At 35.1% G+C, this 16,950-nt stretch carries 14 protein-coding genes; 2 read left to right on the top strand and 12 right to left on the bottom strand.

The window, feature by feature from the left end; all coding sequences use genetic code 11:
- Positions 1–273: 273 nt before the first annotated feature.
- The 11 genes from DRF59_RS05705 to DRF59_RS05655 form a co-directional block, all read right to left on the bottom strand.
- Complete coding sequence (locus DRF59_RS05705) at positions 274–1,599, bottom strand: hydroxymethylglutaryl-CoA synthase family protein (protein ID WP_115957696.1); 1,326 nt, start codon at positions 1,597–1,599, stop codon at positions 274–276.
- Positions 1,600–1,751: 152 nt separating this feature from the next.
- On the bottom strand, positions 1,752–4,262 hold the full coding sequence (locus DRF59_RS05700; protein WP_115957694.1) for a M1 family aminopeptidase: 2,511 nt from the start codon (positions 4,260–4,262) through the stop codon (positions 1,752–1,754).
- Positions 4,263–4,284: 22 nt separating this feature from the next.
- The gene (locus tag DRF59_RS05695; RefSeq protein ID WP_115957692.1) at positions 4,285–4,503 is read right to left on the bottom strand and encodes a hypothetical protein; all 219 of its coding nucleotides are present in this window, start codon (positions 4,501–4,503) and stop codon (positions 4,285–4,287) included.
- A 218-nt stretch (positions 4,504–4,721) separates the two neighbouring features.
- Positions 4,722–6,161 carry a hypothetical protein gene (locus tag DRF59_RS05690; RefSeq protein ID WP_123873652.1) on the bottom strand — a complete coding sequence of 480 codons (1,440 nt, stop codon included), beginning with the start codon at positions 6,159–6,161 and terminating at the stop codon, positions 4,722–4,724.
- 73 nt (positions 6,162–6,234) lie between these two features.
- A complete protein-coding gene (locus tag DRF59_RS05685; RefSeq protein ID WP_115957688.1) occupies positions 6,235–7,029 on the bottom strand; it encodes a thymidylate synthase in 795 nt (264 codons plus the stop codon).
- A gap of 145 nt (positions 7,030–7,174) precedes the next feature.
- Positions 7,175–7,825 (bottom strand): hypothetical protein, encoded by a 651-nt coding sequence (locus DRF59_RS05680; protein WP_115957686.1) that lies wholly within the window; start codon positions 7,823–7,825, stop codon positions 7,175–7,177.
- A gap of 16 nt (positions 7,826–7,841) precedes the next feature.
- The gene (locus DRF59_RS05675) at positions 7,842–8,282 is read right to left on the bottom strand and encodes a GreA/GreB family elongation factor (RefSeq protein ID WP_115957684.1); all 441 of its coding nucleotides are present in this window, start codon (positions 8,280–8,282) and stop codon (positions 7,842–7,844) included.
- A gap of 116 nt (positions 8,283–8,398) precedes the next feature.
- Positions 8,399–9,748, bottom strand: a complete 1,350-nt coding sequence (locus tag DRF59_RS05670; protein ID WP_115957682.1) for an alpha-amylase family glycosyl hydrolase — start codon at positions 9,746–9,748, stop codon at positions 8,399–8,401.
- Positions 9,749–9,910: 162 nt separating this feature from the next.
- A complete protein-coding gene (locus DRF59_RS05665; protein ID WP_115957680.1) occupies positions 9,911–10,507 on the bottom strand; it encodes an IS1096 element passenger TnpR family protein in 597 nt (198 codons plus the stop codon).
- A 134-nt stretch (positions 10,508–10,641) separates the two neighbouring features.
- Positions 10,642–11,673, bottom strand: coding sequence for a sensor histidine kinase (locus DRF59_RS05660; protein WP_115957678.1), 1,032 nt, complete (start codon positions 11,671–11,673; stop codon positions 10,642–10,644).
- 47 nt (positions 11,674–11,720) lie between these two features.
- Positions 11,721–12,398, bottom strand: coding sequence for a response regulator transcription factor (locus DRF59_RS05655; RefSeq protein WP_115957676.1), 678 nt, complete (start codon positions 12,396–12,398; stop codon positions 11,721–11,723).
- A 198-nt stretch (positions 12,399–12,596) separates the two neighbouring features.
- On the opposite strand from DRF59_RS05655, the gene DRF59_RS05650 reads away from it, so the two are divergent.
- A complete protein-coding gene (locus DRF59_RS05650) occupies positions 12,597–15,227 on the top strand; it encodes a TonB-dependent receptor plug domain-containing protein (RefSeq protein ID WP_115957674.1) in 2,631 nt (876 codons plus the stop codon).
- A gap of 29 nt (positions 15,228–15,256) precedes the next feature.
- Positions 15,257–16,474 (top strand): hypothetical protein, encoded by a 1,218-nt coding sequence (locus DRF59_RS05645; RefSeq protein ID WP_115957672.1) that lies wholly within the window; start codon positions 15,257–15,259, stop codon positions 16,472–16,474.
- 105 nt (positions 16,475–16,579) lie between these two features.
- Here DRF59_RS05645 and DRF59_RS20715 read toward each other — a convergent pair.
- Positions 16,580–16,950, bottom strand: a 371-nt coding sequence (locus tag DRF59_RS20715; RefSeq protein WP_157967434.1) for a hypothetical protein, incomplete at its 5' end; no start/stop codon positions are given.

Below are 16,950 nucleotides of genomic sequence, written 5' to 3'. Positions count from 1 at the left end.
AAATCTTAAAAAAATTACGTCCAATAAGCTCTCAATGAAATATTTAACATCATCAAAAATTCAGACAGGTTACATAAAAATTAAAAAATCAGTAAAAAAAATCAACAAAATATGAAATATAAAAAAACATTTTCCACAATAAAAAGACAATAAACTCTCAAAAAAAACAGTTAATTTTATAAAAAAACAATAAAAAATCACAGTTTTATAAACAAAAAAAGCATCCCTTTATTTTTGAGATGCTTTAACTATTATATGAGTAAATGTTGCTTCTTATTTATAGGTGTAATATCTTGCGCCTATCTTCACAGGATTGTCAGACTCTACAGAAACCAGCCCAAAACCACTATAATCAGCCATAACAGATTCTTCTAATTGTTTTCTATGGAGTTTCTCATAAGTATCAAAATCAATAGCTGTTCTATGGTTCAGATTTTCAAAAAGATTCCATTTTTCAACCACTTTTTTCCAGTTTTCAGAGATTTTACCTGCAAAAACCTTAGACTTTGATCCGCTTCCATAGCCCAAAAAGCCGATTTCCTTTCCTGACACATCATCATTGTCATTAAAAGAGGTTTGTAATGCTGACAGAAATGCCATGAATATAGAAGCTGTATACATATTTCCTATTTCGGAAGAAGCTCTTTGTGTTTTCTCAATTTTATCTTTAATCAGATTCAGGTAGCCCTCAGATTTTGCAACAGCTTTCTGGTCTTCCGGTGTGTCATAAGAAAGTCCGTTTTCTATACTGTATATTTCTGTAAATACCCTTTTCCCGTGAAAGGCATAAGGAAGGTGGAAAATAATGTATCTCCAGTTCTCATAAGGTTTATGCAGTCCTGTGATTTCCTTATAATGCTCATATGCCTCTCTGATTCTGTCCTGATAACATTGATTGGAATATTGTCCGTCAAAAACAGGTTCATCAGTAAATATTTCAATTTTATCCGGAAATGTTTCAGGAGTATTGTTCAACTCTTCTTTTTTATATTGTCTTCTGGGTTTAAAAAAATCAAAAACGCTTTCAGAGGCCACTCCCCAATGGTTGTCAATTTCAAGCAAATCAGGTTTTGAAGAAACCAGTAAAGCAACAGCTCCGCCTCCCTGTGTATATTCTCCTGATGATGCCAATTCATACTTTGCATAATCGCTTGCAATTACTATCGCTTTTTTATCGGGATTCACTCTTACAAAATCAAGGGAATTGTGTAATGCATCTACTGCTCCCACACACGCAAAGGTCATATCTACCATATCGCAGTTCTTAAAACATCTGTCCCCAAACTTATCTTCAAGTACCTTTTCAACCATCTGAACAGCATAAGAAGCCGTAGGTTTGGCAGCATCCAGTGCGCTCTCCGTTCCCAGGTAAATTCTTGCAATTTCTTTCGGGTTGATATTATAATCTTTGATCAATTTCAGCAATGCTTCCGCTGCAAAGGTAGCAGCATCTTCATGAACGTCAGGAAGCCCCATCTTTAACAATCCCAATCCTTTTTCCAGTTTTGCCGGTTCTATTCCTCTTTTTTCTGCTAAATCCTTAATTTCCAAATATAAACCAGGTACATGATAGCTGGCAGCCTCTATTCCAAAAGTCATTTTAATTCTAATTTTTATACGAATTTAGAAAATGTAAGCTGAATAACCCTTTATTATCCTATTTTTTTTGAAATGTTGCTTATCATCCTCTGACTACTAAACATAAAAAAACGGCACTACAAAATTGTAATGCCGCCTTTATCTGATCTTTTTTATTTATAATTTTCAATGGCTTTATTTAAAGCATCAATCTGTTTGTTAATGCTGGCTGCTTTCTGTGGATTTTGTTTCAGCAATTCCATTTTTTTGCTTAATCCGTCTTTCAGCATCTGAACAACCATCATTTTTGCCTGTGGATTATCTCCCATCTGATTTTTAGCATAGCCCAATACTTTTGTAATGTTTTCAGTTGCCTGCAGGTTATCGGAGCTCATAATCCAGTTGAACCCTTCTTCAGCTGCTTTGCCCAGTTCAGGATTCTGGAATTTTATAAATGGATAAAACGCTGCAACAGAAGCAATGTTGGGCATTTGGGAAACTACTTTATTTTTCACAATAACCGGGACAAGTTTTGCTTCCAATTCATCAGATGCACCATCCAGATCAATTTTATCTGCAAGAGCATTGGCTCTTGACGGATCAATCGCAAGAACTGCTCCCAGGGAATTCCCTCTCACAGCATTGGAAACAGCATTTACCCCTTTTTCAAACAACGGCAGATATTTTTTATCTTTTGTTTTGGCCAAAGCTCCAATGGCAGCCGCCTGAACAAGAGTTTTAGGGTCATTTAAAGCCAGCTTTTCAACTTCTGCTCCCAATGCCTTCATCTGTTCCGGATTAGAAAGATCCATTAATTCCAGCGCTTTAATTCTTACTCTGAAAAAAGGATCTTTTAGTGCTGCAGCTAATAATTTTACAGCTGCCTGGCTTTTCTCTGTCTGGTCTTTTATTCCAGTTAAAGCTTTGTATCTGCTTTTAAATTCTTTGGAATTAGTAAACTGCATAAGATTCTGCTCAGCAGTTTTGGTCTCAGTAATATCCGCCAGTAAAACTCCATCTGCATTAATATTGATCAGGTCAGGTGTTTTAGAAGCATCAAAGCTGAATGTATTTTTTGTATCAGCATTGACCCAGACATTATATCTTTTAGGTTTTCCATTATCATATACATCAATCGCCAAAGGAAATTCAAACAGCTGATCCTGTGTCTGATTAATTGTCACGGCAACCTGTTTTTTTACCGGCTCATAAGTAAATGAGTAATTGATCTTCGGATTTCCGCTGCCAAAATACCATTGGTTGAAAAACCAGTTCAGATCTTTTCCTGAAACCTTCTCAAAAGACAGTCTGAGCTGATGTGCTTCTGCATTCTGATATTCATTGGTTTTAAGATAGTCATTCATTCCGGCAAAAAAAGCATCATCACCCAGATAATTTCTTAGCATATGAAGAATTCCTCCTCCCTTCTGATAGGTTACCAGATCAAATACATCTTCACGGGAGTCATAATTGAACCGGACCAGATTTTTATTGAAATCGGACGGATTATGAATATACATATTAACATCAGTCATCTGATGGTAGTCTGCCTGATCTTTTCCATACTTATATTCATTCCAGAGATATTCTGAATAGTTAGCAAAAGACTCGTTAACAGTCAGGTTACTCCAGCTTTCCGCCGTAACGAGATCACCGAACCAGTGGTGGAACAACTCATGGGCAATCGTATCTTCCCAGGTATTTTCATCAATCAGTTTCCCTGGCTTTTGAAGAATATCACTGCCATGAAGAGTAGCGGTTGTATTTTCCATTGCACCACTTACGTAATTCCTGCCGGAAATTTGCGCATATTTTGCCCACGGATAATCATAATTCAGTTTTTTGGAGAAAAACTCTATCATTTCCGGAGTATTTCCATAGATCTGTTTTGCGTAAGGCTCATATTCTTTTTCAATATAATAGTCTACCGGAATATTTCTCCACTTATCCTTAACAATTGCATATTCTCCTACTCCCATAAAGAAAAGATAGGTGGAATGCCGTTTATCCATCACCCAGTGATCCGTTCTGAGACCATTTGCTTCTTTTTGCGAATCTTTCAGGATACCGTTTGACAGGGTTACGTATTTATCAGGAACGGTCATATAGATTTCCTGAGTTGTTTTCTGATTGGGTTTATCAATGGTCGGGAACCATGCAGAAGAAGATTCTGTCTCTCCCTGGGTCCATATCTGTGTTGGCATATCAGGGTCTGTTCCCTGTGCATTGATAAAATAAAGTCCTTTTGCATCGTTAATAGCCATACTTCCTTTTTGCTGTACTTCATTAGGACGCGCTGTATATTTGATATAAACAGTATAATCCTGATTTTTCTGATAGGTTTTATCCAGGCTGATCTTTAGGGTTTCACCTTTATATTCATATTTCAAAGGCGCTTTCTTTCCATTATTATCAAGAGCCACCTCATGAATCAGCATTCCTTTAGCATCCAGTATCAGTTCATTTGCCGGATAAAAGTATGGTGAAGCAGTAAGCCACTCTTCCCCGTTCATCTGTTCTTTCTGGTAGTCGAAGTTCACTTTCAACTTCGTATGCTTTAATTCTGTAACTTTTGTATGGGTTGCACGGTGTATTTTTTCTCTTCCCGAAGTATCGGTTTGTGCCGATAAACTTGCAGAAAATAAAACTCCAATTATAGCAATGGATAAAAAGACTTTTCTCATTCTTCTATTTATTTTTTTAGAATTATTTTTTAATGATTATATCAAAAATATCATTTACCAGGTTTTCATAATCCCCTTTTTTCAGTTGTTCCTTTGTTTTGGCAAAGGCTTTCTTCAGCTCGCTTTCCGGATTTTCATCGTCTATGATCTCAACAGAAGCCACACCTTTTAAGTGAAGCACAATATTTTTAAGTACCTCAGGATCGGCATTCTCTTCCATATTTATTTTTAAATATTTCATAACGTATCTATTGAATTGTAAAACTTGTTATTTTAGTTCCCGCTTATAAGTTCGAGGTATTATCTGATGTTCTTTCAAATTTAAAACTTATTTTGGAACAATGACCCGGTTCTTGGGAATAAACTGTTTTTTCACCGGAACTGAAATCAGTAAACATCCTGACCTTCAAAATCTGTTAAGCATAACAATTACATTTCTATCGGCAGTTACACCTGATCCTATTTTGTTCTGATCATTTTTTGATCCTTATAATAAAAAATCACTTCGCAGTTTGTTTTCCTGTCTGCATTATAAACACGAAGCTTTTTAGGATCAATGCCATTCATTTTACTTAACATACGACATTCCCAGTTATTATAAAAGATAGGTTCCCGGAGAATAAAACGGGGATTGGTTTTTAATTCCCTGAACATATCATATTTCAGACAGACTACCCCGTTCTCAATATGGTTTTCTTTAAGTGCCATGTTCAGCTGCCTGAATAATATGTTATTAAACCGGCTTGCATACACCCAGGAGTTTTTAACACTGATATTGGTTGTAACGAAAAAAAAAACAATGACAGCAAAAACAAAACCGGTTGTTTTATTTCCCAGCCTTAATCTGTCTGATAGAAAAGTAATCCCGCAAACAATAAATAATGTATAAAATAATCGTACTGCTCCCAGATTCCGGTTATCAAATCCAAATAGTGTCGGAATATAAGAAGAGAAAAGAAATACACTTAATCCAAGTAATATTGAAATCAAAGAAATTAAAGCCAGTTTTTTTAAATCATTTAATCTGTTTTTTAAATTATACTCAGAGAATACTTTGTAGACCAAAGCAGAGATAGTTAATGATAATATTATTTCTGCTATATGAAGATGCTTCAGATTTGCTAATCCTTTATAAATTCCTACAAAAATATCTTTGAAAAATAATTTCAGGGAATAAACAGCAATTTGTATAATTCTTTTAAATTCAAATATTTTACCTACTTCATCTCTCTGGTAGGAATGAACAAATATACCCGGCTGAATAACTTTTCTGAAAATCACAAAAGTTCCTAAGGTGAACAGCAGGAATAAAATCCGTTTTTTATTTTCTTTAATCAATAAAAGATTCAGCAGGATGAGTGGCAGGAAAATTTCATAACTTAATACAGAAGCTATAAAAAACAGGGAGCTGATAAGTAATTTTTTATGAACATATAAACAGTAAATACTTAAAGAAAAAAAGATAGTTGCCACGTTTGAATTGAGCATAATAGGAGAAAACTGAATACTTGTTCCAATCAGAGAACATGAATATAATAAGGTAATTAGGCTCGCCAGCTCCTTGGACAGTATCTTTTTTACAACGAAATACAGGATTACCAATGATAACGGGAAGAAAAGTAATCCCAGGAGATAAACAGATTCATGATATTTTGAAAGAAAAACCAGAGTTCCGGTAATAAATCCCGAAACAGGCCTTGCCGCCATTGTAGAGGAATCCAGATAAGAATAAATATAGTTGAGGTAAGATGTTGAAATTTCTTTCGAATTATAAACTTCTTTCAGGTCATCTGCAACGATCACTTTTTCTACGAAAACATATAAAAATATATAAAAGTGATAAACTATTAGCAGAATATTCAGAAACACCCAATAAGTGTTCCTTATATTGTTTCTCATTATTTTCAGCATTTGTGTAACAGATGCCAAAAATAATAGAATTACAGCAAATATGAAAGTATATTAAGCTTTATTAAATAGCTACAGGGGCTTTGATCCCAGGATGCGGATCATAGTTTTCCAATGTAAAATCTTCAAAATTAAAGCTGAAAATATCACGGATTTCAGGATTAAGCTTCATAACAGGAAGAGGTCTTGGTTCTCTTGAAAGCTGTCTGTTTACCTGCTCGAAATGATTGTTGTAAATATGAACATCACCGAAACTGTGAACATAATCTCCCACTTCAAGATCACAAACCTGTGCAACCATCATTAACAAAAGGGCATAACTTGCAATATTGAACGGTACTCCGAGGAATACATCAGCACTTCTCTGGTAAAGCTGCAGAGATAATTTCCCATCTGCTACATAAAACTGGAATAAAGCATGACATGGGGCTAGTGCCATATTAGGAATTTCAGCAACATTCCATGCTGATACTATTAATCTTCTGGAGTCAGGATTTTTTTTGATCTGGTCAATAACCTCCGTAATCTGATCTACCACTTTTCCATCAGCTCCTTGCCAGCTTCTCCATTGTGCACCATAAACGGGGCCCAAATCTCCATTTTCATCTGCCCATTCATTCCATATACTGACTCCGTTATCGGTAAGATATTTGATATTGGTATCTCCTTTCAAAAACCAGAGTAACTCATAGATAATTGATTTAAAATGCACTTTTTTAGTTGTTACTAAAGGGAAGCCTTTTGACAAATCATACCTCAGCTGATACCCGAATACACTTCTTGTTCCTGTACCTGTTCTATCGGTTTTATCAGTTCCATGATCTAAAATATGTTGTAAAAGGTCCAGGTAATTTTGCATTTTGAAAGGAATTTTATGCCCCAAATTTAATAAAAAACCACCAAAAAAAGCATCCGTTTTATGAATGCTTTTTATGACAGCTATGCTCTGTTTCTATTAAGCATTTGTATTCCTGATGTCTAGGGAAAATTTTTATCTCAAAAAATTACAAAATAAAAACGCTGATCATCTTACTATTTCCTCGGATGGATTTAAGCTCGCCAAACTTATCTTTATCCATAATCTTATCATTCCGGTAATCAATACTCACCGGACCGAATTTCACAAGCTTGCGGTACTTACTTTCATCCATAATATCCCTCACCCCATAATCAATAGAAATATCTCCTATTGATTTTAATTTTCCCATTCTGCTGTTATCGATAACATCATCAGGCCAGTAATCAATACTATAATTTCCGATTCTTTTTACTTTGCCAAACCTTTCTTTATTAAAAATCCGGTCATCCCAATATTCTATATCAATATCTCCGATACTTTTCAGCTTACCATATCTGGCACTGTTTTTATCAATATCATCCCAGTAATCAACTTTAACATCACCTATGCTTTTTAGTTTTCCATACTTATACTGGTCAAAATATTTATCCTCATAGTAGGTAACTTCTCCGTTGAGGTCGGGCGCATGAAAATCGGTAATCTCTCCCTGTGAGCCGATTGTTATTACAAAATCATCCACCGTAAGGGCTACAGATTGTAAATCATATGTTTTCCCGGAAACATTGGCCCGGATTTGAGCATTGAGGCATAGACAGCCCAGGAGAAAAACGATCGAAAGTAAATGTTTAAATTTCATCAGGAATAGTATTTAATTACCAGATATCTTCAATATTCTGATTTATGTTATTAATAGTAAAGGTGTCCCCTATTTTCTTGCCAAACATAGCTTTTACCAATGGAGATTCTATAGAAACAGTCATAATCTTATGGTTTTCAGCAACAATCTCACCTATTGAAGCCGCAATATAAAAAAGCCCTTTATCTGTTTTTACCAAAGCTCCATGCTGGACCTTTTCAGAGGAATCTGCAGTTATTTTCCGGAGCATTTCCTGTTGGTTCAGAACTTCATTAAGCTGTCTCTGCAGGTTATTGATTTCCTGCTGGAGCATTTCACGGCCGGTTTCATATTTATCTCCCATTGAGCTCTTGGTATCGTTATTTGATGCCCGTGTCTCTGCAATCAGATTTTCAAAATACCGGATCTTATCGGTAACTTTAGATTTTGTAAGGGTTAATATTTCTTGTTTATTCATTGATATAGTATTATCCGCAGCATGGAACTGTCACAGAATCATCTGTTGAAAGTGACAACCCAGCTATATGATCAGCATCTTATAATTTTCAGCCAGAATTTCATTGGTTTCTGAATTCATTTCTCAAATACAGCATAATCTGAAGCCTTAAAACTGAAGTCTTTTCCAGTGTTGAAATCTCTTCTTGTCCTATCAAAAACATTTCTGAAGGTACCGGAGACGTGCTCATCTTCAATACTGAAGTTTACCGCTTCTTTTGACATATTCAGAACAACAAGAACCTCATCTTTCCCATTCTTTCTGATATAAGCGAGAATTTTGTCATTGGCTGTTGTATTCAGAAAATAGGTGGTAACATTGGGATCTCCTCCTCTCAGGGCCGGATTGGAAGTCTTCAGCTCCAGCAATATTTTATAGAAATCAGCAACCTGATAGGTATTGGTCCATTTAATTGCATCTTTTTCGAAAAATTCAAGCCTTTTCATATTGGGGAGCTCCTGCCCTGAATACAGAAGGGGAACACCATTCCATGTTACGGAAAATACCGCCATTGCTTTTGTAATAACTCCATATTTTTCATATTCGGTACCGTTCCATGAGTTTTCATCATGATTAGTTGTAAACCAGGCTCTCATAGATCCGTCTCCGATATTGGAATATTGTACCAGTAAATCTTTCAGTTCCTGAAGTGGTTCATTTTTCTTATAATAATCTGCAGATTTATGCATCCATTTCCACGAATAGCTGGCATCAAAAACTTTTCCATACTCAGGACTTTCCAACTCATCAAATTCTCCCAGCCAGAAAAGGGGTTTTACTTTTTCAACTTCAGGACGGGCCTGCTCCCAGAAATCTACTTCAACCCATGAGGCAAGATCACATCTGAAACCATCAATATCTGTTTCTTTCACCCAAAATTTCATAGCCTCAATCATAGCCTGACGCATGTCCTTGTTTTTATAATCCAGTTCAATAATATCATCCATTCCCGATGCAATATGAAACTTTCCGTCCGGATCTTTTAAATAAAATTCAGGATGTGTCTTTGTCCAGATATGATCCCAGCCTGTATGATTGGCTACCCAGTCAATAATCACTTTAAAACCCAACCTGTGGGCTTCATTTACCAGGTCTTTAAAATCATCCAATGTTCCGAATTCAGGATTGACAGAAGTATAATCCGCAGCGGCGTACGGGCTTCCAAGGCTTCCTTTTTTATTCAGCTGGGCAATAGGAGTAACCGGCATAAACCAAAGAGTTTTAACTCCCATGGATTTTAAACGGGGCATCTCTTTTGCAAATGCTTTAAAAGTACCTTCCTGAGTATATTGTCTGATATTTACTTCATAAATGTTCGTTGTATGTTTCCAATCTTTTGGCAGCTCTGTCATTTTCCGGGTATTTCTTTGAGTGGTACAGGAAACAATTCCCAGACCAATTACGGCTAATAAAATTAATTTTTTCATTAATCTACTTTTAACAAAAGTAATGAATGTTTTTGGGTAAAAGCTAAAAGCTTATGATAAGAAACGTATCTCTGATTAATGAACTTTAAGGCTGGTTTTATCTCCTGCGAATAAAAAACCCCGGATCAAATCCGGGGCCTATATTATATACGCTACTGTATCTTATCTCTCATCATCATTATCGTCTTCATCATCGAAAACATCATCGTCATAGTCTTCTTCCTCATCATCATCGAAGCTGTCGTCTTCATCAGCAAAGTTTCCGCCACCTCCAAAGTCATCATCAAAGCTGAAATCATCATCCATCAGAGGCATTGCTGATTTCTTTTTGGAACCTCCCCCGTTTCCGCTTTTGCTAGGCGCTTTTAAAGGAACATTTCCAAATCTGTAAACTGTAATAGGATAATTAACTCCTTTTGTTTCTTCAATTACTTCTACAAGCTCACAGAAGAATTCCCAAAGGTCAAGAAGCCCGTATTGGAATTGTGCTTTGTCACCTACATTTTCAAAAGCTTCATCTATATATACATCCGACATAATTTCTCCATCACCATCATCGCTCATATCTTCTAATGGGACACTTTTTACGATTGTTCCGTCATTTTCCAACAGATTAAAAGTAGAAAGCTCATCTCCCTGCAGACTGAATGCACTTTTAATTCCTAAATGTAAGTTCCATAATGTTTGTTTTCCCTTAACTTCAACATCACGGAAAATATCCTCTTTCGCATCTAATATTACGCGGATTTTGTAAACCATATCAGTTTCTTAAATTACTTTTTTGCCTTTATAATTATGATAAATCTCTGGTGCAAATATATAATAAATGAGATGTGACAAAAAAATATTTCAGGATTTTTTAAAATATTTTTTTTTCTTACATTTTGCCCGGATTATTTACTTTTTTCGAGCATAAAACTGAACTTCGTTCCTTCAAGATATACACTTTCTACGGTAATGTTTTCATTGTGAGCTTCAAGGATATGTTTTACGATAGCCAAACCAAGTCCCGAACCTCCTTCTCTCCTGCTTCTGCTGGTTTCTACCCGGTAAAAACGTTCAAAAATCCTTGGAAGGATTTCAGATTTGATTCCCATTCCGTTGTCTATGACTTCAATCAGTACTTTGTTTTTCAGGATACTGGTTTTTACAATCACCTTTGCTTCCTGCCTGTTTGCATAGTGAATGGCATTGGATATAAGGTTGATAAATACCTGGGATATTTTTTGTTTGTCGGCATCTACAAAAATCTGCGGATGCAGGGTCTGGATCTGTAATGTGGTATTGCGTTTTTCTGCTTCCAGGTCAAGAAGGTCAAAAATTTCCTTGATCAGCAGGTTAACATCAAATCTAGAAACTGTAAGGTTGATTTCTCCTGCTTCGAGCCTGTTGATCATATCCAGATCGGTAACGATCGCAATAAGCCTTTCAACAGACTTATCTATCCTTTCCAGATATTTATCCCGGATGGTCATATTATCTACTCCTCCGTCTCTCAGGGTTTCTACATATCCCTGGATAGAAAACAAAGGAGTTTTAAGCTCATGAGAAACGTTTCCGATATATTCTTTACGATAACTTTCCATTTCCTTCATCATGTCGATCTCTGTAACTTTCCGCTGATTAAGGTCTGAAAATCGTTCGCCAAGTTCCTTGATGGTAATATTTTCATCATTATCGTGAACAATCTCCTGAGGAAGGAGATGGGAAAGGCCTCTTACCTGTTTTCTTCCATAATAACTGAAAAGGAGTTCCAGCACAACATAGTTGATAATAAAGATCAGAATGATACAAATAAGAAGACCCGTTTTGAACTGAGGGGTATCATAGTACATATCCTTTAGTGAGTCGAAAACGACTACTAAAAAGAGCATCACTAAGGTCAGCAGACAGGAAGCGACGAGGGTAAGTCTGTAAAATTTCAATTTTACAAAATTTAATTATTGAATGTAAAGTTAGGATTATTAAATGATTAAACAATCAGTTTATATCCTATTCCTTTTAAGGTCTGAATAGTATTGATTCCCAGTTTTTCTCTCAATCTGCGGATATGAACATCAATTGTTCTTTCTCCTACGATCACATCGTTCCCCCAGACTTTTTCAAGGATTTCTTCTCTTTTGAACACTTTCTCGGTATTGGATGCAAGAAGATAAAGCAGATCAAATTCTTTTTTAGGAAGCAGAAACTGTTGCCCGCTTTTAGAAACCCTGAAATTATCTTTATCAATTACAAGATCCCCTATTTCGATCAGTTTTGCATTGTCTGAAACCTGAGAAGTAAGCTGTAACAAAGCATTAACTTTTGAAATAAGGATTTTCGGTTTAATCAGTTTCACGATGTAATCATTCGCACCTGCCTGGAAACCGGCCAACTGTGAAAATTCTTCACTTCTTGCGGAAAGGAAAACGATAAGGGTTTTCTGAAGCTCTTTTATTTTACGGAGTTCCTGACATGTTTCAATACCATCTTTTTCAGGCATCATAACATCCAGCAGGATCAGATCCGGAATAATTTCCTTTGCTTTTTCTATCCCTTCGTTACCATTTGTAGCGGTATAAATAGTATATCCTTCTTTCTCCAGGTTGTAAGACAGAATCTCTAAAATATCCAGTTCATCGTCTATTAAGAGTATTTTCTTTTGGCTCATTCTAAATTTTTACTGTGTCAAAGTTAATAATTTTTAAATCATAGATTAAGGAATCACCCATCGTTCACATAAAGTTAACAATAATGGTATTTTCTTAATGTTAAGTTAAGAAAAAATTAAATTTTACTAAACCATTTACCCCATCAAACTTTTATTCCTTTGCACCGAAAGAATCTAGTAAATAAAGTAAGTAAAATAATGAAAATTAATAAACTTAGCATTGCAGTCTTATTTTTATCCGGATCAGTGTATTATGCCCAGGAAACAAAGCAGGATACGATCAGCAAGGAGAAAAAAATTGAAGGCGTAGTAATCCAAGGAAGCAGTAACAAAAAAACTGAAACTGCAGTATTAGGAGAACAAAAGAAAGCGATTATTCAAAAACAGGCTGTAAGTGCTGAAGAGATTTCCAGAAAAGGGATCTCCAACGTAGAACAAGGGCTTACCAAAGTAACGGGGATCACTACGGTGGAAGGAAGAGGTCTTTTCGTAAGAGGTCTGGAAGAACGATACAATTATTTATTAATTAATGGTCTTGGTTCTCCCTCCAACAACCCTTTTCAAAAAATCATTGCTTTAAAGCAGTTTCCAACAGATGTTGTAGGTAAATTGAATATTTACAAAACTTTCAACTCAAACCTTTACGGAGATTTCGCAGGAGCTACTTTTGATATTGAAACCCTTACCATTGATAAGCCGTTTACTAAAGTGGAATTCGGTATCGGAATAAATACAGTAAGTACTTTTAAAGACGGATTTAAAGTTTCAGAAGGAGCAGACGGGTTTAATGGTTATCTTGGATTGAACTCAAGAGACAAAAAGTTACCTTCAGCGGTCAGAAATGCGAGACCTAGTAATTACAGATTTTCAGCAAATGAATCATTAACCCAGTTCAAGGACAGCTGGAATGTAGATAATGTAAAATCTGTTCCTAATACAAGTATCGGTTTCACTACTGTACAAAAAATGAAAGCCGGAGAAAATGGAAATCTTGGCTTCTTATTTTCATTAAACCAAAGCTCAGAATATTCCTATAAAGAAGGAGCAAAAAATCAATTTAAAGATTTTGGTGGCATTATTAACTTAAATAATGATTTATTAAGAAAGCAATATAACTATCAAATCGAATCATCTGCATTATTAGGTCTAGGCTATAAAAATAGAGGGACCACTGTTAATCTAAATGCAATGTATCTTCAGAATGTAAACAATATTATTGAGGATTATTACGGTTATAAAAATAATCAGATACAAAATAAAGACACCGGATTTTTCCGTACAAACCAGCAGGATTTATCTCGATTTCTAAATATCCAGTTGACAGCTTCTCAGAAGCTAGGAGAAAGACATCAAATAAAAGCAGGAGGAAGCTATGTAATTAATAATTACCAACAGCCTGACAGAAAAATATTAGAGGGAAGCCGCCTGGATTCAAATGGAAACTTGTTACCTGACAACCAATTACTTTTAGCATATGGAGGAAATAACATTATCCGACAGTATTTAGATGTAAATTCCAGGTTTTATGGTTCTGCTTATGGAGAGTATTCAGTATTTCTAGGAGAAAAGGGAGATAAAAAAGATTTCCCAATGCAATTATCTATTGGATATAATGGGTTTGCAGATCTTAGAAAAACATCTTACCGTTTCTTATTTGGAAAACCAAACGGTACAGCAGGACAAAGCTTTATTATAGATAAAGATAATCCGCAATCTCAGTTCAATCAAGATTTATCAAATAACAGATTCTTTTTCCAGGAAGAGACTGACGCATCTAATTTCTTCACAAGCATGTATCAGTTTGTAAACGCTGGTTATATTAATTTTAATTATAAACCTTCTGAAACATGGGATATTCTAATTGGTGGAAGATATGAAAATGATATGACACTTATTCGTTATTCCGAACAAGGTGCAGCTAAGAAAACAAATTTGGATAAAGAAAGAAACCTGTTCTTACCTTCCCTTTCTATTAAAAAAGCTCTTAATACTAAAAATAATTTAAGATTCTCATTCAGTAAAACTGTCACACGTCCTGTTTTGATTGAAACTATGGAAATTTCATATATCAACCCTGATAATGAAACCATTAAAGGAAATCCGGATATAAAACTGAGTGACAATTATAATTTTGATTTAAAATGGGAGTATTTCCCTACAAATAAGGAGATGTTTGCTGTAAACTTATTTGCAAAAAGAATTAATAATGCAATTGAAAGGTCTTTTGTTTCGTCAGGAGATGCAAATGGGGTAACCGTTACATTCTATAATGCTAAAAAAGCTGATTTAGCTGGAATAGAGCTGGAAGGAATTATAAGCCTGGGAAGACTTTCTGAATCTTTGGATAAATTCACTTTAGGAGCTAATGCTACTTTTATGTATACTGATGTTGAAAGAAGTGAAGACCAATTGAAACTAGAACAGCCTAATCCCAACTTTTATAACGGCGAATTACGTAAAAGAGGATTGCAGGGAGCGTCACCATATACTATCAATGCAGACCTGAAATATGAAGTAAAAACTAAAAATAACTTAAGCAGAACTTTATCTCTTGTATATAATGTTTCTGGTTCCAAAATATATGCTGTAGGAACTTCCGGTTCAGATAATTTTTATGAAAAACCTTTCCATCAACTTGATTTTGTTTACCAGGAACAGATTACTAAAAACTGGAATATAAAATTAGGGGTTCGGAATATCCTAAATAACAAATATCGTATTCTTTTAGGAGACAAGAGTTACTATAATGTACAAACAAACGGAATAAATACATACACAGACTATTTCAGAGGAGTAAACTTCAATATGACTGTAGGATACACCTTTTAAAAATTAAATAAAAATAAATAAAGTATAAAATGAAAAGAAGAGTATTATCATTACTATCGTTAACAGCTGTGTTAACATTAGCCTTAAACTCATGTACTATTGATGTAAATGATGGCTTAGGAGATGGCACTCCAGTTACTCCTGGAACTACTGAAAGCGTATTGAGCGGAAGTGGAACTTTATCAGGAACCATTACAAAGGATATCTTAATTAAAAAAGGAAATTATACACTAGATGGAATCGTAAAAGTAACAAACAATGCTACAATCACTATTGAAGCAGGTGCAACTTTCAATGTTTCTACATCTAAAACAAGTGGATTGGTAGTTCTTCAGGATGGAAAAATTAATGCTGTTGGTACTGCATCTGAGCCAATCGTATTCACAACTTCTACTAAAACTCCAGGAGATTGGGGTGGTATTACTCTGTATGGTAATGCTCCGATTAAAGCAATCAATGGAAATACACAAGCTCTTTCTGAAGATGGGAATAATGTTTACTATGGAGGAACAGACCCAAACTCTAATTCAGGAACAATGAAATTTGTAAGAGTAGAATATGCAGGTAAGAAAATCGGTGATGGTACTTCTGAAACCAACTCTATGACATTCTATGCTGTAGGTGCAGGAACTACTCTGGAAAACCTTGTCACTTATAAAGGTACTGATGACGGATATGAATTCTTCGGAGGAACTGTAAGTGCTAAAAATATTGTTTCTTATGGAAACTATGATGACTCGTTTGACTGGCAGGATGCATGGAGCGGCCAAAACAATACAAACTGGTATGCATTTCAAACCGGTGTAGGAAATTTCGGAATGGAAATCGAAGCTTCCAGCAATGTAGACAACACTGCTCCTAAAATTTCAAATATCACATTAATCAGAAATGCAGGTACTAACCCTGAATCAGCAAATTCAGCTGAAATCTCTGCAATCCAGTTTAAAAAGCAAGGTACCGGTATTTTCTCAAATGTATATATCAGCGGTTATAAAAATACGGGAAATCAGAAAGCATATGCTGTATTAATTCAGGATGATGCTACTAATACAAGTCAGGTTGCTGCCGGAAAAGTAAAAGTAGAACCTCTTACTTATCTGAACTCAGACAATCCGGGAGTTTGGGGATATGCTCAAACTAATGGTGGAAAAACATTCACCAACGCTGCTACAGTTACCAAAGTTTCTTTAGTTCCAGGTGCATGGGCTACAGTAGATGGAGTGAACCTATTAGCAGGATTACAATAAGTAACTAGTTTCTTCAAAATAAAAAACCATCAGGAAATTTTTTCTGGTGGTTTTTGCTTTATAATCAGTTTCGAAATAACGATATAATTACTATTTAATTTGTCCTTAATATTCATAACCGTTCGTTAGTATTACTTTCCTTATTTTATGCCTAACAGATTGGGTAAAAACCTTATTATTTTTAGTTTTTAATAAAGTGTTGACAATCTGCTGATTTAATACAGCCATTTCAATAATAAAATCTATATATAGATTTAACCAATAGTTTTGCTGATAAACAATTAATTCTTCAAGAATTAACTCTATCGGGAAAATATCAGAAAGTAATATATTCTCTGTTTGAATTATCATTTTGAGCTGTTTTGTTACAGTTTCTATATTTTCAAAAGTGATATAAAATGGTACTCCATAAAAAGAATTTAAAACAATTTCTTTTATTATATCTTTATGAATAATCTTCCAGCTCTCCCCTAAAT

It is taken from the genome of Chryseobacterium flavum, assembly GCF_003385595.1.
Lineage (GTDB): Bacteria > Bacteroidota > Bacteroidia > Flavobacteriales > Weeksellaceae > Chryseobacterium > Chryseobacterium flavum.
The sequence above is the reverse complement of the archived record's forward strand: the minus strand, read 5'-3'. Positions and strand labels throughout refer to the sequence as shown.

Bases quoted from the DNA above. Each gene is read 5' to 3' on its own strand.
- DRF59_RS05705 (WP_115957696.1), bottom strand. From the start codon at position 1,599: ATGACTTTTGGAATAGAGGCTGCCAGCTATCATGTACCTGGTTTATAT.
- DRF59_RS05700 (WP_115957694.1), bottom strand. From the start codon at position 4,262: ATGAGAAAAGTCTTTTTATCCATTGCTATAATTGGAGTTTTATTTTCT.
- DRF59_RS05695 (WP_115957692.1), bottom strand. From the start codon at position 4,503: ATGAAATATTTAAAAATAAATATGGAAGAGAATGCCGATCCTGAGGTA.
- DRF59_RS05690 (WP_123873652.1), bottom strand. From the start codon at position 6,161: ATGAGAAACAATATAAGGAACACTTATTGGGTGTTTCTGAATATTCTG.
- DRF59_RS05685 (WP_115957688.1), bottom strand. From the start codon at position 7,029: ATGCAAAATTACCTGGACCTTTTACAACATATTTTAGATCATGGAACT.
- DRF59_RS05680 (WP_115957686.1), bottom strand. From the start codon at position 7,825: ATGAAATTTAAACATTTACTTTCGATCGTTTTTCTCCTGGGCTGTCTA.
- DRF59_RS05675 (WP_115957684.1), bottom strand. From the start codon at position 8,282: ATGAATAAACAAGAAATATTAACCCTTACAAAATCTAAAGTTACCGAT.
- DRF59_RS05670 (WP_115957682.1), bottom strand. From the start codon at position 9,748: ATGAAAAAATTAATTTTATTAGCCGTAATTGGTCTGGGAATTGTTTCC.
- DRF59_RS05665 (WP_115957680.1), bottom strand. From the start codon at position 10,507: ATGGTTTACAAAATCCGCGTAATATTAGATGCGAAAGAGGATATTTTC.
- DRF59_RS05655 (WP_115957676.1), bottom strand. From the start codon at position 12,398: ATGAGCCAAAAGAAAATACTCTTAATAGACGATGAACTGGATATTTTA.
- DRF59_RS05650 (WP_115957674.1), top strand. From the start codon at position 12,597: ATGAAAATTAATAAACTTAGCATTGCAGTCTTATTTTTATCCGGATCA.
- DRF59_RS05645 (WP_115957672.1), top strand. From the start codon at position 15,257: ATGAAAAGAAGAGTATTATCATTACTATCGTTAACAGCTGTGTTAACA.